This is a genomic window from Solwaraspora sp. WMMA2056 (genome assembly GCF_030345095.1).
Taxonomy (GTDB): domain Bacteria; phylum Actinomycetota; class Actinomycetes; order Mycobacteriales; family Micromonosporaceae; genus Micromonospora_E.
This window is the reverse complement of sequence record NZ_CP128360.1, coordinates 3,741,577-3,765,576: the sequence shown is the minus strand read 5'-3', so window position 1 is coordinate 3,765,576 and position 24,000 is coordinate 3,741,577. Positions and strand designations below refer to the sequence as shown.

At 74.4% G+C, this 24,000-nt stretch carries 23 protein-coding genes; 6 read left to right on the top strand and 17 right to left on the bottom strand.

The features are described 5' to 3' along the window. Positions 1-96: 96 nt before the first annotated feature. The gene (locus O7608_RS17145; protein WP_289205539.1) at positions 97-1,260 is read left to right on the top strand and encodes a nucleotide disphospho-sugar-binding domain-containing protein; all 1,164 of its coding nucleotides are present in this window, start codon (positions 97-99) and stop codon (positions 1,258-1,260) included. A gap of 83 nt (positions 1,261-1,343) precedes the next feature. Here O7608_RS17145 and O7608_RS17140 read toward each other — a convergent pair whose 3' ends face one another. The 4 genes from O7608_RS17140 to O7608_RS17125 are packed head-to-tail and all read right to left on the bottom strand — an operon-like array spanning position 1,344 to position 6,939. Next, positions 1,344-5,108, bottom strand: coding sequence for an ABC transporter ATP-binding protein (locus tag O7608_RS17140; protein ID WP_289205538.1), 3,765 nt, complete (start codon positions 5,106-5,108; stop codon positions 1,344-1,346). Between the two features lie 15 nt (positions 5,109-5,123). Next, complete coding sequence (locus O7608_RS17135; RefSeq protein ID WP_289205537.1) at positions 5,124-5,864, bottom strand: SDR family NAD(P)-dependent oxidoreductase; 741 nt, start codon at positions 5,862-5,864, stop codon at positions 5,124-5,126. After that, positions 5,861-6,415 carry a Rossmann fold domain-containing protein gene (locus O7608_RS17130; protein WP_289205536.1) on the bottom strand — a complete coding sequence of 185 codons (555 nt, stop codon included), beginning with the start codon at positions 6,413-6,415 and terminating at the stop codon, positions 5,861-5,863. Before O7608_RS17130 ends, O7608_RS17135 begins: the two co-directional genes overlap by 4 nt. A 50-nt stretch (positions 6,416-6,465) precedes the next feature. Next, a complete protein-coding gene (locus tag O7608_RS17125) occupies positions 6,466-6,939 on the bottom strand; it encodes a cupin domain-containing protein (RefSeq protein ID WP_289205535.1) in 474 nt (157 codons plus the stop codon). 184 nt (positions 6,940-7,123) lie between these two features. Between O7608_RS17125 and O7608_RS17120 the strand changes: the two genes are divergently transcribed. Continuing rightward, complete coding sequence (locus tag O7608_RS17120) at positions 7,124-8,473, top strand: nucleotide disphospho-sugar-binding domain-containing protein (protein WP_289205534.1); 1,350 nt, start codon at positions 7,124-7,126, stop codon at positions 8,471-8,473. A 34-nt stretch (positions 8,474-8,507) separates the two neighbouring features. Further along, positions 8,508-10,166: a PHP domain-containing protein gene (locus O7608_RS17115; RefSeq protein ID WP_289205533.1), complete on the top strand. Its 1,659-nt coding sequence runs from the start codon at positions 8,508-8,510 to the stop codon at positions 10,164-10,166. 76 nt (positions 10,167-10,242) lie between these two features. Here O7608_RS17115 and O7608_RS17110 read toward each other — a convergent pair whose 3' ends face one another. Genes O7608_RS17110 through O7608_RS17050 form a run of 13 tightly spaced genes read right to left on the bottom strand, consistent with a single transcriptional unit; the run spans position 10,243 to position 20,165 of the window. After that, the gene (locus O7608_RS17110; RefSeq protein WP_289205532.1) at positions 10,243-11,568 is read right to left on the bottom strand and encodes a glycosyltransferase; all 1,326 of its coding nucleotides are present in this window, start codon (positions 11,566-11,568) and stop codon (positions 10,243-10,245) included. Then, complete coding sequence (locus O7608_RS17105; protein WP_289205531.1) at positions 11,565-12,638, bottom strand: NAD-dependent epimerase/dehydratase family protein; 1,074 nt, start codon at positions 12,636-12,638, stop codon at positions 11,565-11,567. Before O7608_RS17105 ends, O7608_RS17110 begins: the two co-directional genes overlap by 4 nt. A gap of 26 nt (positions 12,639-12,664) precedes the next feature. Next, positions 12,665-13,465 carry a class I SAM-dependent methyltransferase gene (locus O7608_RS17100; RefSeq protein WP_289205530.1) on the bottom strand — a complete coding sequence of 267 codons (801 nt, stop codon included), beginning with the start codon at positions 13,463-13,465 and terminating at the stop codon, positions 12,665-12,667. Then, positions 13,455-14,462 (bottom strand): NAD-dependent epimerase/dehydratase family protein, encoded by a 1,008-nt coding sequence (locus O7608_RS17095; protein ID WP_289205529.1) that lies wholly within the window; start codon positions 14,460-14,462, stop codon positions 13,455-13,457. The genes O7608_RS17100 and O7608_RS17095 overlap by 11 nt, the downstream gene beginning before the upstream one ends. A gap of 11 nt (positions 14,463-14,473) precedes the next feature. Next, positions 14,474-14,788, bottom strand: a complete 315-nt coding sequence (locus O7608_RS17090) for an antibiotic biosynthesis monooxygenase family protein (RefSeq protein ID WP_289205528.1) — start codon at positions 14,786-14,788, stop codon at positions 14,474-14,476. Further along, positions 14,785-15,222 carry an antibiotic biosynthesis monooxygenase family protein gene (locus tag O7608_RS17085; RefSeq protein WP_289205527.1) on the bottom strand — a complete coding sequence of 146 codons (438 nt, stop codon included), beginning with the start codon at positions 15,220-15,222 and terminating at the stop codon, positions 14,785-14,787. The genes O7608_RS17090 and O7608_RS17085 overlap by 4 nt, the downstream gene beginning before the upstream one ends. Position 15,223: 1 nt before the next feature. Continuing rightward, a complete protein-coding gene (locus tag O7608_RS17080; RefSeq protein WP_289205526.1) occupies positions 15,224-15,955 on the bottom strand; it encodes an SDR family NAD(P)-dependent oxidoreductase in 732 nt (243 codons plus the stop codon). A gap of 41 nt (positions 15,956-15,996) precedes the next feature. Beyond that, positions 15,997-16,467 (bottom strand): anthrone oxygenase family protein, encoded by a 471-nt coding sequence (locus O7608_RS17075; RefSeq protein ID WP_289205525.1) that lies wholly within the window; start codon positions 16,465-16,467, stop codon positions 15,997-15,999. After that, positions 16,464-16,994 carry an SRPBCC family protein gene (locus tag O7608_RS17070; protein WP_289205524.1) on the bottom strand — a complete coding sequence of 177 codons (531 nt, stop codon included), beginning with the start codon at positions 16,992-16,994 and terminating at the stop codon, positions 16,464-16,466. Before O7608_RS17070 ends, O7608_RS17075 begins: the two co-directional genes overlap by 4 nt. Then, positions 16,991-17,254, bottom strand: a complete 264-nt coding sequence (locus O7608_RS17065) for an acyl carrier protein (protein WP_289205523.1) — start codon at positions 17,252-17,254, stop codon at positions 16,991-16,993. Before O7608_RS17065 ends, O7608_RS17070 begins: the two co-directional genes overlap by 4 nt. A gap of 45 nt (positions 17,255-17,299) precedes the next feature. Continuing rightward, the gene (locus O7608_RS17060; protein ID WP_289205522.1) at positions 17,300-18,547 is read right to left on the bottom strand and encodes a ketosynthase chain-length factor; all 1,248 of its coding nucleotides are present in this window, start codon (positions 18,545-18,547) and stop codon (positions 17,300-17,302) included. Beyond that, positions 18,544-19,851 (bottom strand): beta-ketoacyl-[acyl-carrier-protein] synthase family protein, encoded by a 1,308-nt coding sequence (locus tag O7608_RS17055; protein ID WP_289205521.1) that lies wholly within the window; start codon positions 19,849-19,851, stop codon positions 18,544-18,546. The genes O7608_RS17060 and O7608_RS17055 overlap by 4 nt, the downstream gene beginning before the upstream one ends. Further along, positions 19,848-20,165, bottom strand: coding sequence for a TcmI family type II polyketide cyclase (locus O7608_RS17050; protein WP_289205520.1), 318 nt, complete (start codon positions 20,163-20,165; stop codon positions 19,848-19,850). Before O7608_RS17050 ends, O7608_RS17055 begins: the two co-directional genes overlap by 4 nt. A gap of 174 nt (positions 20,166-20,339) precedes the next feature. Here O7608_RS17050 and O7608_RS17045 point away from each other — a divergent pair, with 174 nt between their 5' ends. From O7608_RS17045 to O7608_RS17035, 3 genes are read left to right on the top strand one after another with little or no spacing between them, the layout of a single operon-like run. Then, positions 20,340-21,488 carry a cytochrome P450 gene (locus tag O7608_RS17045; protein WP_289205519.1) on the top strand — a complete coding sequence of 383 codons (1,149 nt, stop codon included), beginning with the start codon at positions 20,340-20,342 and terminating at the stop codon, positions 21,486-21,488. Further along, on the top strand, positions 21,485-22,756 hold the full coding sequence (locus tag O7608_RS17040) for a cytochrome P450 (RefSeq protein WP_289205518.1): 1,272 nt from the start codon (positions 21,485-21,487) through the stop codon (positions 22,754-22,756). The genes O7608_RS17045 and O7608_RS17040 overlap by 4 nt, the downstream gene beginning before the upstream one ends. Then, the gene (locus tag O7608_RS17035) at positions 22,753-23,988 is read left to right on the top strand and encodes a nucleotide disphospho-sugar-binding domain-containing protein (RefSeq protein ID WP_289205517.1); all 1,236 of its coding nucleotides are present in this window, start codon (positions 22,753-22,755) and stop codon (positions 23,986-23,988) included. Before O7608_RS17040 ends, O7608_RS17035 begins: the two co-directional genes overlap by 4 nt. Positions 23,989-24,000 lie beyond the last annotated feature (12 nt).

Here is a 24,000-nt window from a genome sequence, read left to right as displayed (position 1 = left end):
CCTCCAGCCGGGCCACACCACGACTGGAACCAGATCACAGTGCCGGCGCGCAGACTCGCGACGTCAGCGACGTCAGCGACGGATCGGAGGCTGGTCGTGCGGGTGCTGTTCGCGTCGTGGGCGGGTGGCGGTCATTTCGCCCCACTCGTTCCGACCGGCTGGGCGCTGCGCGCCGCCGGTCACGAGGTGCTGGTCGCGTGCCATCCCACCGAGACCGGTCCGGTGGTGCGGGCCGGGTTGCCGGCACTGCCGATCGGGCCGCCGGTCGACATGTTCGCGCTGCTGCGTCAGCAGCGGCGGGAACGGCTGCGCCGCCCCCGGCCGGCCCCGGTCGCCGGCCGACTCGATTTCACCGGAATGGTCGCCACCGCCGAGGTCGTCGCCGGTCTGCTCGCCGACGAGCTGCTGCGGTTCTGCCGTGGCTGGCGCCCGGACCTGGTGGTCTACGAGCCGGCCGCGCTGGTCGGCCCGCTGGTCGCCACCGTGCTGGGGATCCCGGCGGTACGCCAGCTGTGGTGCTGCGACTTCACCTCGCCGGTCAACGGCTTCCCCCGACGGATCACCGGCCCACTGGCGCAGCGGTACGGAATCGACGGTGTCGACCCCGCCGGTGACCGCACCCTGGACCCGTGTCCACCCGAGCTGCAGATCAGTGACGACCTGCCCCGGATGCCGGTGCGGTACCTGCCGTTCAACGGACCGGCCCGGATGCCCGACTGGCTCACCGCACCGGCCCGCCGACCCCGGGTCTGTCTGACCTGGGGTACGTCGCTGCACGCACTGGATCCGGACCGGATGCGGCACGTGCCCGCGATCCTGCGGGCGCTCGGTGCCCTCGACGCCGAGCTGGTCGTGGCGGTGCCGGACAGTCAGCGGGACCTGTTCGCCCCGGTGCCGGCGACCGTGCGGATGATCGGGCGGATTCCGCTGGACCTGCTGCTGCCCAGCTGTGACCTGCTGGTGCACCAGGGCGGTGGGGGCACGATGATGACCGCCGCCGCGCACGGGGTGCCGCAGGTAGCCGTACCGAGCCTGCCGGACCAGACGTTCAACGCCGAGCGGCTGGCCGGCACCGGTGCCGGGCGGTGGGTCGGCGGCGGCGAGCAGGTCGACGCGACCGAGGTGGCGGCGCTCGCCGCCGAGGTCCTGGCTGATCCGTCGTACGCGCGGGCCGCCACCGGGCTGGCCGCCCGGATCGCCGTACGGCCCGCGCCGGCGGCCGTGGTGGCTGACCTGGAGCAGTGGGTCACCCGCCGCTGACCGGCCGGAGCCGACGACACCCCGCCGGGTCGGACCGGACCCGACGCATCCCGGCCGGAGCCGCCGCGCCCTGACCCGCCCGGTCAGACCGGCGCGGATGCCGCTGACGCGTCCACCGGGGCACTGGGCAGCGCCGCCGCCGTCCACAGTTGGTGGTATCGGCCGCCGGCCGTCACCAGCTGGGCGTGGGTGCCGAACTCGACGATCCGGCCGTCGGCGACGACGGCGATCCGATCGGCCATCCGGGCGGTCTGCAGCCGGTGGGCGATCATCACGGTGGTCCGGCCCTCGGCGACGGCACGGACCGCCGCCAGCACCCGGGCCTCGGTCGACAGGTCGAGCTTGGCGGTCGCCTCGTCCAGCAGCACCACCGCCGGATCGACCAGGTAGGCACGGGCCAGGCAGACCAGCTGCCGCAGACCGGCGGAGAGCAGGTCGCCACGTTCGCCCACCGCCGACCCGTACCCCTCTGGCAGCCCGGTGACGCCCTGGTGGGCACCGACCGCGCGGGCGGCCGCCTCGATCTCGGCGTCGGTGGCCTCGGGCCGGCCGTAGCCGATGTTGTCCCGGATGGTGCCGGCGAACAGGTACGGCTCCTGCGGCAGGTAGCCGACGGTGCGCCGCAGCGTGGCGGGGTCGAGGTCGGCCAGCGGTACGCCGTCGAGGAGCACCTGTCCGGCATCCGGGTCGTAGAACCGGGCCAGCAGCTTGACGATTGTCGACTTGCCGGCGCCGGTCGGCCCGACCAGGGCCAGTGTCGTCCCCGCCGGGACCGTCAGGTCCACGTCGTGCAGCACCTCGCTGCGGGTGCCCGGGTAGCGGAACCGGACGCCGGTCAGCCGCAGTTCACCGCGGATCCGCGCGGGCCGTACGGGGGACGTCGGCGGCGGTGGGCCGGGCTTCTCGTCGAACAGCTCCCGGATCCGGCCGGTGGAGACGCCGACCCGCTGCACGTCGGAGGTCACGAACGTGCCCAGCTCCACGATCGGGGGGAAGAACAGACCCACCCACAGGACGAAGGCGATCAGCTCGCCGGCGGTGAGCGCGCCACGGGCCAGGAGCACGGCACCCAGCCCGAACACCATGGTCAGCGCCATGCCGCTGAGGAAGGTGACCACCGGATAGCTGGCGGCGATCAGCTTCTCGGCGGCGAGTCGGTGGTCCAGGTAGATCCGGATCAGTCGACGGTACTCGGCGTGCTGGCGCTCCTGCTGGCCGAAGGCCTGGGCCTCGCGTACACCGGCGAGGTTCTCCTGCAGCGCCGCGTTGGCGTCGGCCATCTGTTCGCGGGCGGCCAGGAACGCCGCGCCGAGCCGGGCGTTGAACCAGCGCAGCAGCAGGATGAAGGGCACCACCGACACGGCGACCAGCGTCGCCAGCACCACGTCGACGACCAGCATCGCCACCAGGACGCCGACGACGGTGAGGGCGGCGACGACCGCCCCGACCAGGCCGGTGGTGGCGAACTGGGCGAAGCCCTGTACGTCGTGGATCAGCCGGGTGAGCAGCCGGCCGGCCGGCTGCCGTTCGTAGTAGGAGACCGGCAGCCGGATCATCCGGGTCCAGACGATCATCCGGAGGATGGCGACGACCCGTTGCCCGGCCCGGCCGGCGACGATCGCGGTGACCGGGGCGAGCAGCAGGCCGACCAGGCTGGTCACCAGGATCGCCGCCGCCGCGGTGAGCACCCCGTCCATCGACTGGGCGAGCATGCCGTCGTCGACGGCCGAGCGGGTGAACAGCGGGCCGAGGACACCGGCGACCGTCTGCACCGCCAGCAGCGCCAGGACGACGGCGAACCCGGCGCGGTGCGGCCGCAGCAGCGCACCGACGGAGAACGGCCCGGCCAGGTCGATCGCGCCGACCGGGTAGGAGTCGCGTGGCGGGGCAAGCCGGGCCGCGGCGGCGCGCAGCCGCTCGTCGCCGCCGCCGGATCGGATGCCGCGCCGTCCGCCCCGGCGGGCCGAGGACGCCGCCGGCCGGGCCGGGTCGGCCTCCGCCGTCAGGTCGGCGTCCATTGTGGGGCCGTCCTGCGCCGTGGCATCGGGGCCCGCGGCGGCCTGCGGGTCCACCAACCGCCGGTACGCCGGACAGCGCTCCAGCAGCTCCGCGTGCCGGCCCTGGTCGACGATCCGACCCGCGTCGAGCACGACGATCCGGTCGGCGGCGGCGATGGTGGCGGCCCGGTAGCCGACGTAGATCACGGTCCGACCGACCGCCCAGTCACGCAGCCGCCGGTGGATCTCCCACTCCAGGCTGGCGTCGACCCCGGCGGTCGGGTCGTCGAGCAGCAGCACCCGGGGCCCGGTCAGCAGGGTACGGGCCAGGGCGATCCGCTGCCGCTGGCCGCCGGACAGGGTGGATCCCCGGTCGCCGACGACCGTCGCGTACCCGTCGGGCAGGTCGGCGACGAAGTCGTGGGCGCCGGCGACCCGGGCCACCGCCTCGACCTCGTCGTCGGTCGCGTCGGGTCGGCCGTACCGGATGTTGTCCCCGATGGTGCCGGTGAACAGCAACGGTTCGTCGAACACCGACCCGACCTGCCGACGCAGCGACCGCAGGGTCACCGTACGCAGGTCGGTCCCGTCGAGCCGGACCGCGCCGGACTGCGGGTCGTGGAACCGGGCCAGCAGCTTCAGCAGGGTCGACTTGCCGGAGCCGGCGACCCCGACCAGGGCGACCGACTCGCCGGCGGCCACCCGCAGGGACAGTCCGTCCACCACCGGCGCGCCGCCGGGATAGCCGAACCGGACCCGGTCCATCGACACGTCTCCGCGCAGCGGCGGCAGCGGACCGGCCGCCGGGTCCTCGACCACCGCCGGCGGCAGGTCCAGCAGGTCCAGCACCCGCTCGGCGCAGACGCCGGCCTCCTGCAGGTCCACCACGGAGTCGGCCAGCCACCGTACGCTGCCGATCAGTTGCCCGGCGAAGATGCTCAGCGCGAGGAACGTCCCCAGGCTGATCTCACCGCGCAGGGTCAGCCAGCCGCCAAGGACGACCACCGCCACCTGGGTCAGCAGCGGCACCAGGTCCAGCAGCGGCTGGTGGGTGGCCTGCAACCGGACGCTGCGCATCCGGGAGCCGAACAGCTGGTCGGCCGCCGCCGCCAACCGTGCGGTCTCGCGGGACTCCTGACCGAACGCCTTGACCACCCGTACGCCGTGGATGGCCAGACTCGCCGTCTGCGCGACGTCCGCCTCCCGCTGCTGCGCGTCCCAGACCGCCGGGCGGACCCGGCGTCGGATCCACCAGGCGACGGCGAGCAGCAGCGGCACGCTCAGCAGCGCCGTCACGCCGACCGCCGGGTGCAGCAGCAGCATCAGGACCCCGGCGGTCGCCACGACGACGACCGCACCGAGCAGCCGGGGCAGCGAGGCGACGGCCCGCGACATCCGGTCGATGTCCAGGTTGAGCCGGGCGGCGAGCTGCCCTGGCGGCAGCGGCTGACTGTCCGGGTCGATGCGCTGCATCCGCTGATGCACCGCGTCGTAGACCAGGAACTGGGCGTCGTTGGCACCCTTGAGTTCCCGGTAGGCGGCGATCCGCTGCGCGACGTACGCCACCGCGCCGAGCGCCACCAGCGACGCCAACGGCCACGGCAGCGCGCCGGTGTCGCCGGCCACCGCCAGGTCGAGCACCTGGCGTTGGACCAGCAGCAGGGCCGCCGCGGCGACACCCGCGCCGATGGTGGCGGCGAAGGCGATCAGCAGGTTGCCCGGCCGCAGCCGCACGATCGGCAGCAGCCGCCGGACCCAGCCGGGCCGAGCGCCGGGCCGGTCGGCGGCGGGGTCGGCGCCCGACCCGCCGCCCGGCCGGCGCGGTGCGGATACGGTACGGCTACGCGGCATGGGTCACCCTCCGGGTCAAAGTCCACCGTCGACGTTGATGGTGCTGCCGGTGATCGCACCGGCGCATCGGGCGTCACCGAGGAAGCACACGACCTCGGCGACGTCGGTGGCGGTGACGAACCGGCGCAGCGGGATCGCCGCCAGCAGCGCGGCACGTACCGGGGGTGGCAGGTCGAGACCCCGTTCGGTGACGACGACGCCGGGGGCGACGGTGTTCACCCGGATCGACCTGGGGGCCAGCTCCTTGGCCAGGGCCCGGGTGAAGCCGGCGAGCCCGGCCTTGGCCGCGGTGAACACCACGTGCCCGGGTCGGCCACGGTCGGCCATCCCGGCACCGACGTTGACCACCGCGCCGCCGTCGGTGAGCAACCCGAGCAGCGCGCGGGTGACGAGCAGCTGCGCGGTGAGGTTGGTGTGCAGCCCGTCGCTGATCTCCTGCTCGTCGCTGGCCGCCAACGGAGCCGGCCGGTAGCTGCCGAAGTTGTTCACCAGCAGGTCGACCCCGCCCGGCTGGTCGCGGACGGCGGCGGAGAGCACCTCGCGCCCGGCCGGGGTGGTCAGGTCGGCGCGGACCGTACGGCAGCGGCGGGCGTCCCAGCCCGGTGCGGCGGCGAGCCGCTCGGCGGCGTCGTCGTCGCCCCGGTAGACGGCGACGACGGCGACGCCGGCACCGGCCAACGCCAGGCTGGTGGCGCGCCCGACCCCCCGGGTGCCGCCGGTGACGACCGCACAGCGAACGGCGGTCGGCGGCGTCACGGCGTACCGCCGAGCCGCAGGGTCTGCCCGGTGACGCCGGCGGCCCGGTCGCTGGCCAGGAAGAGCACGGCGGCGGTGACCTGGTCGGGACGGTCGGCGCAGCCCGGACCGGCGACCTGGTTGACCCGGACACCGGTCGGGCCGAACTCGGTGGCGAGGGTACGGGCCAGCGCGGTCAGCCCGGCCTCGGTGACGGCGTCGGGCCCCGCCCCGGCCGGCGGCACCGCGACGAACACCACGCCGCCACCGCCACCGCCACCACCACCGCCGCAGCCGGCTGCGGCGGCCGCGACCTGCCGGCCGACCCGTCGGGCGGTGGCGAGCACCCGGTCGTCCGCCGTGCCGGTGCCGGCGGTTGGTACCTCGACGAGGTGGACAAGCAGGTACGGAAAGCGATCGTCGACTCGACAGTGGGCGACCGCGTCGGCGAGGCCACTGACCGGATGCGGATCGACGGCCCGCACCTGGGCGCCGGCGGCGGTCAGGCCCGCCGCGACGGCCCCGCCAAGGGTGGTCCGCGCCCCGGTGAGCAGCGTGACGCGCCCTGACAACGGACCATCGCCGGCGAGGGCGGCTGCCACGCCCGCCGTGGCCGACCCGGTCACCGGGGTCCGACCGGCAGACTCGGCCCGACCTGCAGGGTCGGTCCGACGCCCGGCTGCGGTTCGGTGTCGACATGGCCGAGTTCGGGTCGGGGCGCGAGCGGACAGAGCTGGAAGGTCGCGACCGCCGGGGCGTCGCTGGAGTTGGTGACCCGGTGCGGTACGCCGATCGGGACGAACACCGCCTGCCCGGCGTCGACCGGCACGTCGGTGCCGTCGAGGCGGACCACCACCGACCCGGAGACGACGTACAGGAACTCCTCCGAGTACGGGTGGTAGTGCTCGGAGACGTACTCGCCGGGGGCCAGGGTGACCACACCGAGGAACCCGGCGGTGGCGCCGACGGTCGCCGGACCGAGCAGTACCCGCAGGTCACCGCCGCGCCGGCGGTTCGCCGTGACGTCGGCGGCACCGACCGGCCGGTGCACGACAGGGGGTGACGGTGGACTGGCTGGTGGTTCGACGGTGGACATCGAGGGCCTCCCCGCTGGGCTGGGCACGTCGACGACACGATCGCCTCCGCCGGTCGCGGCCGGCTCCAGCCCGGCTCCACCCGCAGGTCCGCACACCGGCTTCCAGCCCACTTCGACCGGTTCACCACCGGCACCGCCGACGATCACGCCGAGGCGCCACCGAGAACCCACCGAGGAGCCACCGATGCGTGTGTTGTTCACCACCTGGGCCTGGCCGTCGCACTACTTCCCCATGGTGCCGCTGGCCTGGGCGTTGCGGGCCGCCGGTCACGACGTTCGGATGACCAGTCAGCCCGAACTGTTGCCGTCGATGGACCGGTCCGGTCTGCCCACCAGCGGGGTCGGCCGGGATCTGGACATCGCGGGGGTGTTCCACCGGGCGACCGAACGGATCCGCCTCGACGGGGCGCCGGCCGGCCGGCCGGCGAGCCAACGGGCCCGGACCGACCGGATCACCGACCGGCTCGCGCCCGAGGGCGACCCCGCGCGGCTCGGCCCGGAGTTCCGGCTGCTGCGTGCCCTGGAGGACGAGATGCACGCGGTGTTCCGGGCGATCTGGGTGGAGCGGGCGCAGACCGCGCCGGCCCGGACCTCCCTGTACGGCGAGGTCGCCGACCGGATGGTCGACGACCTGCTGGCGCTCGCCCGGTCGTGGCGGCCCGACCTGATCGTGTTCGACCCGCTGACCCACGCCGGCCCGGTCGTCGCCGCGCTGACCGGTGTGCCGGCGGTGCGCACCCTGTTCGGCCCGGACGCCACCTACTTCATCAACGTGACCGGCCTGGATCCGCTGCTGGCCCGCTTCGGCCTGGACTCGGTCGACCTGCTCGGCGCGGCCACCATCGACCCCTGCCCGCCCGGCCTGCAACTGTCCGAGGCGATCGCGCCGGCCCGGCGCATCCGGACCCGCTACATCGCGCACAACGGACTGTCCGAGGTGCCGGGCTGGGTGCACCGCCGCCCCGACCGGGCGCGCATCTGCCTGACCTGGGGTACGTCGATCCACCGGCTGCTCGGCGAACGCGGTTTCCTGCCCGGCGAGGTGCTGGCGGGTTGCGCGAAGCTCGCCGCCGACCGGGGTGCCGACCTGATGCTGGCGATCACCGCCAACCAGCGGAAGATGCTGCCGCCGCTGCCGTCGAACGTCACGGTGGTCGAGTCGGTCCCGCTGGACGCGTTGCTGCCGAGCTGCGACGCACTGATCCACCAGGGCGGGGCCGGCACCATGCTGACCGCGCTGCGGCACGGCCTGCCGCAGATCGTGCTGCCGCAGATCCTCGACGAGGGCGTCAACGGTTACCTGCTGGCCCAGGCCGGTGCCGGGGTGCTGCGCCGGGCGACCGAGGTGAGCGCCGCGCAGTTGCTCACCGACGGCCACCTGCTGCTGGACGACCCGGGGTACCGGCAGGCGGCCCAGCGGCTGCGGGCCGAGATGCTCGCCCAGCCGGCACCGAACGAGATCATCGACGACCTGGTCGCCCTGGCCGGAGCCACCTCGGCCGGTCGACGTCCGGACGTCGCCGCCACGCACTGACCAGCACACGGTGAATCCCCGAGGAGCGCGACACATGGCAGCTGACGTCGTATCACCGGACCCGCAGCCCCACCCCGACACCCCCGGCACCGGCGACGTGTCCCGGCGCGGGTTCCTGCGCGGCGCCGGCGCGGTCGGCCTGGGCGCGGCCGCCGCCGGCCCGCTGACCGCAGGTCAGGCGCTGACGGCGGCACCGGCCGCCGCCGGCACCGGCGCGGCCGGACGGGACCGGCCGCCCCGGGCCGGCTACCACTGGCTCGCCGGCGACCACCACGTCCATTCCCAGTTCAGCGTGGACGGGATCTACCGGGTACGGGACCTGGTCCGGCAGGCCCGCGCGTACGGGTTGGACTGGCTCGTGCTGGCCGATCACGGCCGGGACGTCCACGCCAGCGCCGGCGCGCAACTGGCCGCCGCCGACATCGCCGCCGTGCGCCGTGCGGTCGGCGACATGCTGGTGTTCCAGGGGCTGGAGTGGAACATCCCGGCAGCCGAACACGGCACCGTGTTCGTCCACCCCGGGCCGGACGACCTGGCGGTGCTGCGGGAATTCGAGTCCCGGTTCGACGCCGACGTGCTGGACGCCACCGGCGCGGCGACACCCGACGAGGATCTCGCCCTGGCCGGGCTGCGGTTCCTCGGCGAGGCGGTGGACCGCCGGCGGGTACGCGACGCCCTGTTCATCGGCAACCATCCGGCCCGGCGCGGCCTGAACACCCCGCACGAGCTGCGACGGTGGCGCGACACCCGGCCGGACGTGGCCATCGGCTTCGAGGGGGCGCCGGGTCACCAGGCGGCGGGCATCGCCGCGCCGTTCGGCCTGGGCATGGCCCGGGGGCTGTACTACCTGTCGGCGACCGACGAGTCGTTCGCCGGCTACCCGCGGGAGAGCTACCGCACCTGGGGCGGGTTCGACTGGATGACCGCCACCGTCGGCGGGGTGTGGGACAGCCTGCTGGCCGAGGGCCGACCGTGGTGGATCACGGCGAGTTCGGACGCGCATTCGATCTACGCCGATCCGGCGATCACCGGCCCGGACAGCGACTTCCACGGCACCGGCCGGCACGCCGACCCGGTGTACGGCGGCGCGATCAACCCGTGGACGTTCGACTTCTGGCCCGGCTACTACAGCCGCACCCACGTCGGTGCGGACCGCAGGTCGTACGCGGCGGTGATGGCCGGGCTGCGGGCCGGCCGGATCTGGGTCGACCACGGCGGTCTGATCGACTCCCTCGACGTACGGGCCGTCGCCGGCCGACGGTGGGCGACCCTCGGTGACACCCTCACCGTCCGGTCCGGCAGCCGGGTCGAGTTGACCATCTCGGTCGATCTGGCGCAGGAGGCGAACTGGGCGCAGTTCGTCCCCCGGCTGGCCCGGGTGGACGTGATCCGGGGCGCGGTGACCGGCCCGGCCGCCGACCTGGACACCCGTACCGCCCCGCAGACGTCGGTGGTGGAGTCGTTCGAGGTCACCGCGTCGACCGGCACGGTGACCTTCCGGTACGACCTGGGGCACGTCACCGAACCCTGCTATCTGCGGGTGCGCGGCACCGACGGCAACCGCAGCGCACCCGGCTACCTGGGCGCGGCGGTCGACCCGGCCGGCCCGGCGATGGACCTGGAGGGCTCCGCCGATCCGTGGACGGACCTGTGGTTCTACAGCAACCCGATCTGGGTGCGCCCGGGGCGGTGAACCCGCCCCGGCACCGTCGACCCGCCCGGCCTGCGTGCAGAGCCGGGCGGGTCGACGATCGGGGCCGGCGGCCCGGTCAGCTGGCGGACGCCGTCGCCCGACCGGCCCGCCACATCGCGGCCCGTTCGATGACCGCGCACGCCTCCCGCAGCACCAGGCCCTCGGTGCGCAGCCGCGCGTCCAGGGTGTCCAGGTCGGTGGGGCCGCCGTCGGCCCGTACCGCCCGCCAGACGGCGAGCACCCGGTGCAGGTCCGCCTGGCCGGCCGTACCGGACACCGGACCAGACACCGACGCGGCCGACGCGGCCGGGGCGGGCAGCACGGCGGACACCGGCGCGGCCGGGCCGGTGCCCGGCCGGACGTGGTCGGCCAGCGCCTGCCGGGCGGCCTCGACCAGTGGCAGGTCGACTGTGGTGCCGACGTCGAGCCGGGTCAGGTCCAGCCCGACCGCCGCCGTGGCGGGCGACACGACGGCAGCAGCCGCCCGGTCGGCGACCGACCGCCACGCCGAGGTCAGCCCGGCGAGGTCGACGTCGGCCACCGGTGCACCGCCGGCGTCGAGCGCCTCGGCCAGGTAGCCGGCGACGAACGCGGCCTCGAACAGGTAGCCGTACAGCGCGAACGCGGCGCGCAGCCCATCGGAGCGCACCTCCGGGAAGCGGCGGTACCGGCGGTAGCCGGCCGAGGCGAGCAACCGGAACTGCGCGAGCATCCCGGCCGGATCGGCCCCGGTGCCGTCGCCGCGCCAGACCAGCGCGGCACCCCGACCGTAGCGCCGGGCCCGTTCGGTGATCTCGTCGACGTGCTCCGGCAACAGGTGCAGACCCGGTGCCGTGCCGGCCAGCCACCGGATCGGCAGCCCGGCGGCCCGTACCGCATGACCGAACGCGACGTCCTCGCCGACCAGCGGCAGCTTCTCGTCGAAGCGCAACCAGCCGGGCAGCAGGTCACGCCGTACCCCGCAGTTGCCGGTGACGGTGCGGGCCGAGCGGGCGTCGACCGGTGGCGCGTCGAACAGCCGCTGATGGTTGCAGAAGGCGGTCACCGGCCCCCGCTGCGGCACCCGGACCGGGGCGGTCACCACCGGGCAGTCGGTGCCGGCCAGCGCCGCCGCCAGGTCGCGTCCCCAGCTCGGCGGATAGCCGGCACCGTCGTCGCCGAACAGCACGATGTCGTTGCAGGCCGCCGCCAGCCCGGCGTTGCGGGCCCGCGCCACGTTGGCCCGCTCCAGGCGCAGCACCCGCACCAGCGACGAGCGGGGCAGGGCCGGCAGCCGTCGCGCGCCGTTGACGACGACCAGCACCTCGGCGTCGGGGCCGGTGGCGGACGCCGCCCGGACCGCACCCTCCACCGAGGACCACAGTGACGTACGGGTGCCGAGGGTCGGGATGACCACGCTCACCGACATGCGTCCTCCGCCGGGGTACGGCCCCGCATCGGCGCCACCGCGAACGCCGCCATGCCGTCGGCGAACCCGACCGTCGGCGTCCAGCCGAGCTCGGTCATGATCCGCCGAGGGGAGGCGACGATCTCCCGGACGTCGCCCACCCGGTACTCGCCGGTCACCACCGGTGCCGGGCCGCCACCGGCGGCCGCCAGCACCGTCGCCACCTCCAGGATCGTCCGGGGGTCGCCGGAGGCGACGTTGTACGTCCGTAGGCCCGCGTCGGTGCGGCGCAGCGCGGCGACGTTGGCCGACACGATGTCGTCGACGTGGACGAAGTCCCGGCGGGGGGCGCCGTCCTCGTACACCCGGGGTGCGACCCCGGCGACGACCGCACTGCGGAAGGTGGCCGCCACCCCGGAGTACGGGCTGGCGTAGGGCATGTCGGGGCCGTACACGTTGTGGTAGCGCAACGAGATCGCGCTGCCGCCGGTCTGCACCGCCCAGGCGTCGACCAGCAGCTCCTGGGCGAGCTTGGTGACGGCGTACATGTTGCGCGGTGGGTCCGGCACGTCGTCCTCGGTGACCGGCTCGGCGTCGACGACGCCGCGGCACTGCCCGCAGACCGGCGCGAACCGGCCGGCCGCCAGATCGTGCGGTTCGCGCCCGGCCGGGCGGGTCAGCCCGTGCTCCGGGCAGCGGTAGCGGCTGGCGCCGTAGATCACCACGCTGCCGGCGAGGACCAGCCGACCGATGTCGGCCTCGGCCATCGCCGCCAGCAGCGTGGCGGTGCCGAGGTCGTTGCAGCCGACGTGCCGGCGGGCGTCGAGGATCTCCCGACCCCGACCGACCACCGCCGCCTGGTGACTGACCAGGTCGACGCCGCGCAGCACCGTCTCCACCGTCGCGGGATCGCGCAGATCGCCGGGAACGAACTCGACGCCGTCGGGCATCGGCGGCGGCGTGCCGTCGGGGTGGGCCTCGGGCAGCAGCGCGTCGACGACGCGTACCTCGTGACCGGCGTCGACCAGGGCGGTGACCACCCGCCGGCCGATGAACCCGGCACCTCCGGTGACCAGAATCCGCATCGTCGTCTCCCTTCCGCCCCGGTTCCTCAGCGGGGTCCGGCGGAGGGGGCCGGCCCCGTGGCGGCGTCCGGCCCGGCGGAGGCGTCCGGTGCGACCCGGCAGGCGAAGGCCATGAAGTAGTCCTCGACCCGGACCTCGACGACCTCGTCGAACACGTCCCGCAGGATGCGGGTGGCGGCGTCGCTGTGCAGCAGCTGGGTGCGGTACGCCCCGGTGCGCAGTCGACCGCCGCTGGTGCGGATCATCAGCGCCGTGCCGAGGAAACCGGCGGTACGCCGCAGATGCGCGACCCGGCCGTAACGCAGCCGCTGGAACTGGTGGAAGTTGTCGACCGTCCACAGGTTGCCGATGAACGTCCCGCCAGGGGCGACGAAGCCCCGCAGCCGGGTGAGCACCTGCCGGACGTCGCCGAGATGGTGGATGGCGTCCAGGCACATCACCAGCTCGGAGGTGCCCACGCCGTGGTCGGCCCAGAAGTCGCCCTGGATCAGCTCCAGGTTGTCGTGGTCGACCCGGGCGCGGGCCCGACGCAGTCCTTCGGCCGAGATGTCGACCGCGGTGATCTGGCGGGCCCTGGTCCGTTCGGCGGCCAACCGGGTGAACTCGCCGGTGCCGCAGGCGAACTCCAGCACCCGGCCGGTGTCGGCGGCGTGCCGGCTGATCAGCTCGGCCACGGTCGCCTTCTGCTGCAGGAACGCCTCGCCGAGCACCGGGTGCTGCTCGTGGGTGTCGCGGTCCCAGAACCGGGCGGCCCAGTAGGCGCGGCCGTCCGGCGGGATGTTGCGGATCACGCTGTTGCCGGTACGGGCCATGAACTCAGCGAGCATCGGTCTGCCTTTCGTCGTCGTGGGAGGCACGGGGCGGGGGTACGGCGGTGCGGCCGGTCACGGTGCCGGGGTCCGGCGGCGGGCGGCGGTTCGGGGTGGCCCGCCACATCGCGGTGATCCCGTCGGCCAACGTGGTCCGCGACCGCCAGCCGAGCAGCCGGCGGGCCCGGCCGACGTCGAGGAGCACGTCGCGGCGGTCCACCGGGCGTGGCGGCAGCCGGCGTACCGGCAGGTCGCCGCCGACGACCGTGCGGACCGCGGTCAGCAGGTCCGCCAGCGGGGTGCTGACCCCGGAGCCGACGTTGAGGATCACCGGCGGCGTTCCGGCGGTGGTGCCGAGCCGGGCGGGCAGCCGCAGCATGCAGTCGACGACGTCGTCGACGTACACGTAGTCCCGGGTGGTGTCCGGGTCGCCGATCAACGTCAGCGGCTCCCCGGCGGCGGCGGCGCGCAGCCAGTAGGCCAGCACGCCCTGGCTGCGGTCTACCCGCTGCCCCGGCCCGTAGACGTTGGACAGTCGCAGGATGACGGTGGGGATGCTGTCGCAGTGGTCGAGCAGCAGCTGTTCCAGCGCGAGCTTCGCCGCGCCGTAGCGGGAGGTGGCCCGGGTCGGCAGGTCCTCCCGGTACGGTCCGGGCAGGTCGGGGTCGTAGACGGTGCCGGCGGAGCTGGTCAGCACGACCATCGGTGGGTCCGGGGTCCGGGCCAGCATCCGCACCAGCGCGGCGAACCGGGCGTGGTCGGCGGTGACCAGCTCCGGATGCTGCTCCGCCAGCGCCGGGGTGACGCTGGTGGCCAGGTAGAAGATGACCGCCGGGCCGCCGGTGGCCGCCTGCTGGTGCAGTCCGCGCTGGCGGGTGTAGCCGTGCACCACGGTGCCCCGGGCGATCAGTGAGCCGCTGAGTCGCCGGCCGATGAAGCCGTCCGAGCCGACCACCGCGACGGCGGGTGCCGACGTGTCCGGCCGGGCGGCGCGCACCGGCGCCACGGTGTCCATCGTCGCCGCCCCTACCCGTAGGAGGCCGCGACGCGGTAGACGCCGAACGGCGGACTCATCCGGGTGTCCTGGTACGGCCGCAGCGGCGCGGTGATCTGCCGGTGTGCCGCACCCTGCTCCCAGGCGTGGAACGCCGCCATGCTGGCCCACTCGCTGAGCACCACCATCGACCCCGGCGGGTCGACCAGTTCCAGCAGGGCGTTGCGGACCAGTCCCGGGGTGCCGTCGAGTTCCCGGCTCACCTGGTGGTAGGCGTCGACGACGCTGGCCGGCCCGTCCGGCGGGGCCACGGCGAACAGCAGTACGCAGACCCGTGGGCCGCTCACCGGTCGGCTCCGTCGGCGGCCGGCGGACCGGCTCCGTCGCCAGCGCGCGGGCCGGCCGCGTCAGCGGGGCGGACCGCGACCACGGTCATCGTCGACATCGACCCCGACTCACGGTACGGGTGCAGCCGGGCCCGGTGTTCCTGGTGCCGGTCGCTTTGCTCGTAGTCGCGGAAGCTGGCCTCGTCGGTCCAGTCGCTGACGATGTAGTACACGCCGGGTTCGGTGTCGCTGCGGCTCAGCGACTGGCCGAGCTGCGCGGCCTCGGCGGCGATGGTGGCCGCGCCGGAGCACCAGGCCCGGACGAACTGGTCGTCCTGCCCGGCCTTGACCTGCATCCGCAGCAGCACCCGGTACGCGGTGGCCGACTCCGGCCACTGATCGGTCTGCGATGCCTCGGGCGCCTCGGGCGCCCGGGCCGTCTGGGGGGCCGCCATGTCAGATCCCACCGTCGACGTCGACGGTGGCGCCGGTCAGGTAGCCGGCCGCTTCGCTGGCGAGGAAGCAGACCACGGCGGCGACCTCCTGCGGGGTGCCGAGGCGGCGCAGCGCGGTCAGCTGCTCGTAACGGGCCAGGACCTCGGCGGGCAGCTCCTTCTCGGTGGCGATCACGCCGGGTGCCACCAGGTTGACCCGGATTCCCCGGGGCCCGAGTTCCTTGGCCAACGACCGGGTGAGCCCGATCAGGCCGGCCTTCGCGGCGGTGTAGTGGGCACGCAGCGGGATGCCGACGGTGGCGACCCGGGAGCCGACGTTGACGATCGACGCCCCGGCGCCGAGCAGGGGCAGGACCTCCCGCACGACCAGGAACGCGCCGGTGAGGTTGGTGTCCAGCACCCGCCGCCACTCGTCGACGGCCAACTGGTCGATCGGCTGGTGGCTGATCACGCCGGCGTTGTTGACCACGACGTCGAGCCGGCCGTACCGCAGCCGGCACTCGTCGGCCAGGGCCGTGAGCTGCCCGGGGTCGCCGATGTCGGCGCGGACCAGGTGGTGGTCGCCGGGGATCTCCTTGAGCGTACGGGCGAGGTCGTCGACGTGCGGGCCGTCGGCGCGGTAGCAGGCGACGACGTCGGCACCGGCGTGGGCCAGGGCCGTGACGATGCCCCGGCCGATTCCCCGGGTGCCCCCGGTGACCAGGGCCGCCCGGCCGGACAGTGAGGTGGGCATGGATGCCTCCAACAGACGATTCGGGTTCGGTGTCACCGGGGTCAGGTCAGCAGCCCGGTGGCGGCGACGTTCGCGATGAAGGCGAGCACGGCCGCGGCGGTACGGATCCGGTTCCAGCGCTGCCAGCGCAGGCGGGGGTCGAGCCGGGCCCAGTCGTCGGGTTGCCGGCCGGGGTCGAGCCGGCTGACGTACCGGTTGACCGGGACGTTCTTGACGATCGAGATGGCCATCACGGTGGCCAGCAGCGCGGCGGCGACGACCAGGACAGTGCGCGCCGACGCGGTGGGCGCGGCGATCGCGGCGACCACCGCCAGCGCCAGGGCCGTACCGTTGAGGATCGGCATCAGCGGGTCGTAGCGCGGCCAGAGAAACTGGACGGTCCGGACGTACCCCCGGTACGGCTGGGCGACCATCATCGGCACGATGCCGACCACGGTGGAGACCATGATCCCGGCGGCGACGCCGTTGCAGACGGCGGCGAGTCCGGCGGCGGTCTGCGCGAGGGCGCTCACGGCGCCCGCTCCAGCGACGGCGACGACTCCTGCTCCGGTGCCCGCTCCAGCGACGGCGACGACTCCTGCTCCGGTGTCGGCGACGGGCCGCCGCTTTCCAGGATCTGCTTGATCCGGGCCAGCTGGATCGGGGAGTTTCGGTTGATCCGTTCGGTCATCGCGGCGTCGTCGACCGGGGCGTCCGGACGCATCTGGAACTCCTGCTGCCAGCGCAGTTCGACCTCGTCGCCGACCTGGCGGTACTCCCACCGCAGCCGCATGTACTCGAACGGGCCGGGTTCGACCCGCCGGGCGGTCACCACCCGGTTGACCGGGTCGAGTTCCCGCTCGGAGACCCAGCTCCAGCTGCGCCCGTCCTCGGGGTGGGTGGTGAGCCGGAACCGTACGTAGTTCGGCGCGGTGTGCAGGATCTCTGCGGCGGCGTACTCACTGAACAGCTGTGGCCAGCCGGCGACGTCGTTGGTGACCGACCAGACCAGCTCCATCGGCGCGGCGATCCTGATCGCGTTGTCGGTACGCCCGCTCATGCCGTGCTCACCGGCGGGTTGGCGAGGATCTCGTTGATCTGGGCGACCGTCTGCGCCGGGGTGGCGGTGACCGCGACGGCGTCCTCCGGCACCTCGACGCCGAGCGTCTGACGGACCCGGACGCTGACCTCCAGCAGCGCCAGCGAGTCGTAGCCGAGGTCGGCGTAGCTGGTGTCGGCGGCGGCCGGGCCGGGTCCGGCGCCCTCCCCCGCCACCTCACCGAGCAGCGCACCAAGGTCGTCCACTGTGAACGTGGGCATCTGGTCGTCCCTTCCGTCTGCCCTCCGCCGGCCGGCGGAGGGTCGTCACACCGCCCTGACCACCAGCGCGGCGTTGAACCCGCCGTAGCCACGGGCCAGCACCACCGCCACCCGCACCCGCGCCGGGCGGGGCACCTCCAGGACCAGGTCGAGCGGACAGTCCGGGGCCGGCGCGCCGATCCCCACCGCCGGCGGCAGGACCGAGTCCCGGATTGCCAGCACCGCCGCCACCACGTCGAGGGCGGCCCCACCGGCGTACATCCGGCCGGTCATCGTCTTCGGCACCGCCACCGGCACCCGGCCGGGACCGAACACGGCGGCGATCGCCGCGGCCTCCTGCCGGTCGGCCTCGCGGACCCCGGCGCCGTCGGCGAAGACCACGTCGACGTCGGCCGGTCGCTGGCCGGCGTCGGCCAGCGCCGCTTCGATCGCCCGGCGCAGGCCCGGCTCGCCGGTGCCGGGCCGGGGGTCGAACGTGGCGGCGCAGCCGGCGATCTCGGCGTACCCACGGGCACCGCGCGAACGCGCCGAGTCCTCCCGTTCGACCAGCAGGATCGCCCCGCCCTCGCCGGGCACGTAGCCGGCCGCGTCGGCGGCGAACGGCAGGTAGCTGCGGTGCGGGTCGTCGCCGGTGGCCAGCCGGCCGCTGGCCAGCTGGCAGACGATGGCGTACGGCGACAGCGGCGCCTCGGCCCCGCCGGAGACCACGAGTCGGCTGCCGGCGCGCAGCAGCCGCCGGGCGTCGGCGAGGGCGTCCAGCCCGGCGGCCTGTTCGCTGACCAGTACCCCGCACGGGCCCCGGGCGCCGTAGCGGATGGACAACTGCCCGGTGGTCGCCGCGTAGAACCAGGCGATCGACTGGTAGGCGCCGACGAACTGCGGCCCCTGCGACCAGAGCCGGGCGATCTCCCGCTGGCCGAACTCGTTGCCGCCGGACGAGCTGCCGGTGACCACACCGAACTCGTACTCGGGCAGGGTCGTCGGGTCGATGCCGGCGTCGGCGAACGCCTCGGTCGCGGCGGCCAGCCCGAACGCGGTCCACCGGTCGGTCTGCGCGGTCAGCCGGGGCGGCAGGTGCGCGCCGGCGACGAAGTCCTCGGCGACGCCGCCGACCCGCAGCGGATAGTCGGCACCCACCGACGGCAGCGGCCGGATGCCGCTCTTGCCGGCCAGGGTGGCCGACCAGTACGCCGGCACCCCGGTGCCGTTGGGGGCGACGACGCCGATCCCGGTCACCAGTGCCCGCCCGCCGGCGGTGCCGGATGTCAGGGCGCCGGGCGTCGGGGCGCTCACCGGTGCGCCGCCGTCCGGTCGAGCACCACGGCGGTCTGGAAACCGCCGAATCCGCTGCCGACGCTGAGCACCGCGTCGAGGTGGGCGTCGCGTGCGGTGACCGGCACGTAGTCCAGGTCGCAGTCCGGGTCGGGCTCGGTCAGGTTGGCCGTCGGCGGCACCACCTGGTGGCGCAGGGCCAGGGCACAGGCCGCGACCTCGATCGAGCCGATCGCGCCGAGGGAGTGGCCCACCATCGACTTGATGGAGCTGACCGGCACCTGGTAGGCCCGCTGGCCGAGACTGTGTTTGAAGGCCGCCGTCTCGTGCACGTCGTTCTGCCGCGTACCGGAGCCGTGGGCGTTGACGTAGTCGATGTCGGTCGGGTCGAGCCGGGCCCCGGCCAGCGCGACGCGGATCGCGTCGGCCATCTCGCGGCCGTCGGGGCGCAGACCGGTCATGTGGTACGCGTTGGCCCGGCGGGCGAACCCGGCGACCCGGCAGTAGCCGGCGGCGCCGCGTCGGCGGGCGTGGCCGGCCTCCTCGATGACGAACACGGCCGCGCCTTCACCGAGGACGAACCCGTCGCGTCGCCGGTCGAAGGGGCGGCTGGCGTGCCCGGGGTCGGCGTTGTTGGCCGAGGTGGCCCGGATGGTGTCGAAGCAGGCCACGGTGATCGGCGAGATCGGCGCGTCGGACGCGCCGGCCACCACCACGTCGGCGCTGCCCTCGACGATCAGCGCGGCGGCGTGCCCGACGGCGTCCAGACCGGAGGTGCAGCCGGTGGAGATCAGCGAAACCGGCCCCTGCGCGCCGCACTGCCAGGCGACCTCGGCGGCGATGGAGCTGGGGACCAGGTAGTCGTACAGGTCCGCGCCGGCCGCCGTGTGGTCGACCAGCCAGTCCCGGCCGTGGTTGCTGACCGCCTTGTACTGCTCCTCCAGCCGGATCGTGCAGCCGACCGCCCCGCCGATGACGGTGCCGAGCCGGTACGGGTCGGTGGCGGCGAAGTCGAGTCCGCTGTCACGCATCGCCTCGGCCGCCGCGACCAGCGCGAACTGGGTGGTGCGGTCCAGCCTCCGGGCCTGTTCGGGGCTCAGCCCGGCGGCGACCGGGTCGAACTCGCACTCGGCGGCGATGCGGGACCGGAATCCCTGCGGGTCGAACAGGGTGATCGGGCCGGTGGCGCTGCGGCCGGCGGTGAGCAGATCCCAGAAGGCCGGTACGCCGATGCCGCCCGGCGCCACCACCCCGATCCCGGTGACGACCGCGGTCCGGTGCGCGTCGCCGGTCCCCGCCGAGGTCCGGGCCGCGTCGGCGGTCACCGCCGCCACCGGTAGAACTCGGTGGCCATCGCGTCCGCCGGGCCGCGCCAGCCCGGGTCGTACGCGCTGACGTGCGCCGCCAGCCGGTCACTGACCTCGGTGAACAGTGGATGGTCACGGTGCCGGGCCAGCCCCGGACCCAGGTCCTGATCGGAGTCGATCAGGTGGAAGTACAGGTCGTGGAAGGTGAACAGGCTGCGCGAGCGGACCCCGAGCAGGTGCGGCAGTTCGGTGCGGTCCGACTCGCCGAACACCTCGGCGACCCGGTCGGCGTGCCCCGGCTGCAGCCGCGCGACGATCAAGGTCCGGTGCATGGTCCCTCCGTCTCCCACCGGTGATTGCTGCGGGCCATCGTCGGGCGGCCCGGTCCAGCGGCGCTGAAGAACCGATCGACCGAGGTCGTCGAGCCGGAATGGACTCAGGGTCGAGCCCGACCGGGCAGGCTCTGCTCCCGATCCGCCCAGGCCGCAGCAGGCAAGGAGATGCCGATGTCCGGCGGTTGCCCGCACTACCCGTTCCCGTGGCCGTCGCAGACCGACCAGCCGCGGGAGTTCGCCGACCTGCACCGTCAGCCGGTGCTGCCGGTCCGGCTGCCCAGCGGCGACCGGGCGTTGCTCGTCACCGGCTACCACGAGGTACGGGCGCTGCTGACCGACCCGAGGATCAGCAAGAACCGGCAACGGCCCGACATGGCCCGGATGACCCCACCGGCCGACGGACCGCCGAAGCACTTCGGCCGTCAGGTGCAGATGGACCCGCCCGGCCACACCCGGATGCGCCGGCTGATCGCCAAGGCGTTCAGCGGCGCCCAGATGGCCCGGTTACGTCCCCGGGTCGCCCAGCGGGTCGACGACCTGCTCGACGCCATGACCGGCGGGCAACGCCCGGTCGACCTGGGTACGGCGTTCGCCCACCCGCTGAGCCTGCACGTGATCTGTGACCTGCTCGGCGTACCGGAGGGTGACCGGGCGGCGCTGGCCGGTATGCACGCCCCGCCGTGGGACTACCTCGGCGAACTGATCGAACGTCGCCGCAGCGACCCCGACGACGGGCTGATCAGCGCCCTGATCGAGGTCAGCGACGCCGACGACGGACGACTCAGCCCCACCGAGCTGCACTGGTGGTGCACGGTGCTGCTGCTGGCCGGCTACGAGACCACCGCCCACCAGCTGCTCTCGGCGGTGGTGCTGCTGCTGGAGCATCCCGACCAGCTGGCGACACTGCGCGCCGATCCGACCGCGATGCCGACGGCCGTGGAGGAACTGCTGCGCCACCAGGTGGTCGGCACCTCGCTGTCGATGCTGCGCTACGTCACCGACGACATCGACCTCGGCGGTACGACGCTGCCGAGAGGGTCCAGTGTGGTGCCCTCCCTGGAGTGCGCCAACCACGACCCGGCCGTCTTCACCGACCCGCTCACGTTGGACCTTCGCCGCGCCGGCCCGGCCCAGCTGACGTTCAGCTTCGGCCGGCACTTCTGCGTCGGCGCGTCGCTGGCCCGGGTCGAGCTGGAACTCGGCCTGGCCGGGCTGCTGACCCGACTGCCCACGCTGCGCCTGGCGGTGCCGGTGGACCGGCTGCGCCGCCGCGAGGACCCGTTCACCCAGGGCTTCACCGCCGTACCGGTGACCTGGTGAACCACCGGCGGCCCGGCGCCGCCGGCGCCACCTGGACCGTCACCGACTTCGAGGAGGGGCCACCCATGCCGGACATCCCCGACGGCTGCCCGTACCCGTTCCCCCGCCCGTCGGCGCTGGGCGTGCCCGAGGCGTTGGCCGACGCCCGCCGCCGGCCGGCGGTGCCGGTCACCCTGCCCAGCGGGGATCCGGCGACGCTGGTGACCCGCTACCGCGACGTGCGGGCGCTGCTGGTCGACCCCCGGCTCAGCCGCAACCTGAACCGGCCGGACGCCGCCCGGATCAGCCGGCACAACCGGATGTTCCAGGACGACCGGATCGACCCCGACCCGCCGGAGCACACCCGGGTACGGCGGCTGGTGACGAAGGCGTTCACCCCGGCCCGGGTCGCCGACCTGGAACCGTTCATCCACCGGGTGGTCGACGAACTGCTCGACGCGATGGCCGCCCGGGGCGGCCCGGTGGACCTCAACGAGGCGTTCGCGTTCCCGCTGCCGATCCGGGTCATCTGCCACCTGCTGGGAGTACCGGAGCAGGACATGGCCCGGTTCCGGGGCTGGACCGACGCGTTCCTGTCGGTCAGTGGGATGACCGGCCCACAGATCGGCGCGGCGATGCGCGAACTGACCGACTACATGGACGAGCTGATCGCCGCCAAGCGGCGCGCGCCGGGCACCGACCTGATCAGTGCGATGATCCGGGTCCGCGACGAGGTCGACGGTGCGTTGACCGAGTACGAGCTGCGCTGGTGGTGCCGGCTGCTGCTGCTGGTCGGCTACGAGACCACCGCCACCCAGCTCGGCGGGGGCGTGGCGATGCTGCTGAGCCACCCGGACCAGCTGGCGAAGCTGCGTGCCGACCCGACGCTGCTGCCGGGTGCGGTGGAGGAGCTGCTGCGCTGGAAACTGGTCGGCTCGTCGGTGTCGATGCTGCGCTACGCCACCGCCGACATCGCCCTCGACGGGTTCACCATCCCGGCCGGCACCAGCGTCGTCCCGGCGGCGGACTCGGCCAACCAGGACGAGACGGTCTTCGCCGACCCGGGCACGTTCGACATCACCCGACGCAACGCCGGTGAGCACCTCACGTTCAGCCTCGGGGTGCACCACTGCATCGGCGCCGGGCTGGCCCGTACGCAGCTGCGGATCGCCACCGGGGCGCTGCTGGACCGGTTTCCCGGGCTGCGGCTCGCGGTGCCCGTCGACGAGCTCGCCCGCCAGCCCGGTGCCCTGCTGGAAGGCTTCGTCGCGATCCCGGTGACCTGGTGAGCGGCCACCACATCCCGGACCGGCCGCTGCGGGTCCTGATGACCTCGTGGGCCTGGTCCTCGCACTACCTGCCGCTGGTGCCGCTGGGCTGGGCGCTGCGGGCCGCCGGGCACGACGTACGGGTGGCCAGCCAGCCGGCGCTCGCCCCGGTGATCACCGACTCGGGCCAGGTCGCGGTCGCCGTCGGCCCGGACCTGGACCACACCGAGGTGCACCGGCGGGTGATGGCCGGGCTGACCCTGACCGGCGTGCCGGCGGCACCGGCGGCCGGTGAGTCGATGCGCCACTGGGCACCGGCCCGGCAGGACCGGGTGCGCCGGGTGTTTGGCGTGTTCAACGCGTACGCCGAGGCGATGCTCGACGACCTGCTCGCGTACGCCCGGTGGTGGCGGCCGGACCTGGTCGTCTTCGACCCCACCACGTACGCCGGTCCGGTGGTCGCGGCGGCGCTGGGGGTGCCGGCGGTCCGGCACATCCACGGGGTCGACGTCACCTACCAGGCGCGGGACGTGATCGGCGGGTACGTCGCCGCGCTGGCCGACCGGCTCGGTCTGGTCGACGTCGACCCGCTCGGTACGGTGACCGTCGATCCCTGCCCGCCCCGGATGCAGATCCCGGATCCGCTGCGCCGGCTGCCGGTGCGCTACCTGCCGTACAACGGCCCGGCGGTGCTGCCGGACTGGCTGCACGCGCCGGCCCACCGCCGCCGGATCTGCCTGACCTGGGGCACCTCCACCACCCGGTTGACCGGCCCGGACACGGTCACCCTGCCGACCGTGCTGGCGGCGGCCGCCGGGCTGGACGTCGAGGTCGTGGTGGCGGTGACCCGCCGCGACGCCGAGGCGCTCGGCGACGTCGCCGACAACGTACGGGTGGCACCCGACCTGCCGCTGCATCTGGTGCTGCCGAGCTGCGCGGCGCTGGTGCACCAGGGCGGCAACGGCACGCTGCTGACCGGTGTCTGGCACGGGGTGCCGCAGCTGGTCCTGCCCCGCCTGCCGGACCAGCGGTTCCACACCGACCGGTTCGTCGCCACCGGGGCCGGGCTGGCCCTGCCGGCGGAGGCGGTCACCGTCGCGGCGGTGCGGGCCGCGCTGGTCGAGCTGCTCGACGGTACGGCGTACCGGGCGCGGGCCGGGCAGCTGCGCGACGAGTCGTGGGCGATGCCGACGCCGGCCGCGATCGTCGCCGACCTCGCCGCGCTCGCCACCCCGACACCTGTCCACAGTTGACTGAGGAGTGCT

What these genes read in the sequence shown, in the direction of transcription:
- O7608_RS17140 (WP_289205538.1), bottom strand. Translation starts at nt 5,108, where the DNA reads ATGCCGCGTAGCCGTACCGTATCCGCACCGCGCCGGCCGGGCGGCGGG.
- O7608_RS17125 (WP_289205535.1), bottom strand. Translation starts at nt 6,939, where the DNA reads ATGTCCACCGTCGAACCACCAGCCAGTCCACCGTCACCCCCTGTCGTG.
- O7608_RS17120 (WP_289205534.1), top strand. Translation starts at nt 7,124, where the DNA reads ATGCGTGTGTTGTTCACCACCTGGGCCTGGCCGTCGCACTACTTCCCC.
- O7608_RS17115 (WP_289205533.1), top strand. Translation starts at nt 8,508, where the DNA reads ATGGCAGCTGACGTCGTATCACCGGACCCGCAGCCCCACCCCGACACC.
- O7608_RS17105 (WP_289205531.1), bottom strand. Translation starts at nt 12,638, where the DNA reads ATGCGGATTCTGGTCACCGGAGGTGCCGGGTTCATCGGCCGGCGGGTG.
- O7608_RS17100 (WP_289205530.1), bottom strand. Translation starts at nt 13,465, where the DNA reads ATGCTCGCTGAGTTCATGGCCCGTACCGGCAACAGCGTGATCCGCAAC.
- O7608_RS17095 (WP_289205529.1), bottom strand. Translation starts at nt 14,462, where the DNA reads ATGGACACCGTGGCGCCGGTGCGCGCCGCCCGGCCGGACACGTCGGCA.
- O7608_RS17085 (WP_289205527.1), bottom strand. Translation starts at nt 15,222, where the DNA reads ATGGCGGCCCCCCAGACGGCCCGGGCGCCCGAGGCGCCCGAGGCATCG.
- O7608_RS17080 (WP_289205526.1), bottom strand. Translation starts at nt 15,955, where the DNA reads ATGCCCACCTCACTGTCCGGCCGGGCGGCCCTGGTCACCGGGGGCACC.
- O7608_RS17070 (WP_289205524.1), bottom strand. Translation starts at nt 16,994, where the DNA reads ATGAGCGGGCGTACCGACAACGCGATCAGGATCGCCGCGCCGATGGAG.
- O7608_RS17065 (WP_289205523.1), bottom strand. Translation starts at nt 17,254, where the DNA reads ATGCCCACGTTCACAGTGGACGACCTTGGTGCGCTGCTCGGTGAGGTG.
- O7608_RS17050 (WP_289205520.1), bottom strand. Translation starts at nt 20,165, where the DNA reads ATGCACCGGACCTTGATCGTCGCGCGGCTGCAGCCGGGGCACGCCGAC.
- O7608_RS17045 (WP_289205519.1), top strand. Translation starts at nt 20,340, where the DNA reads ATGTCCGGCGGTTGCCCGCACTACCCGTTCCCGTGGCCGTCGCAGACC.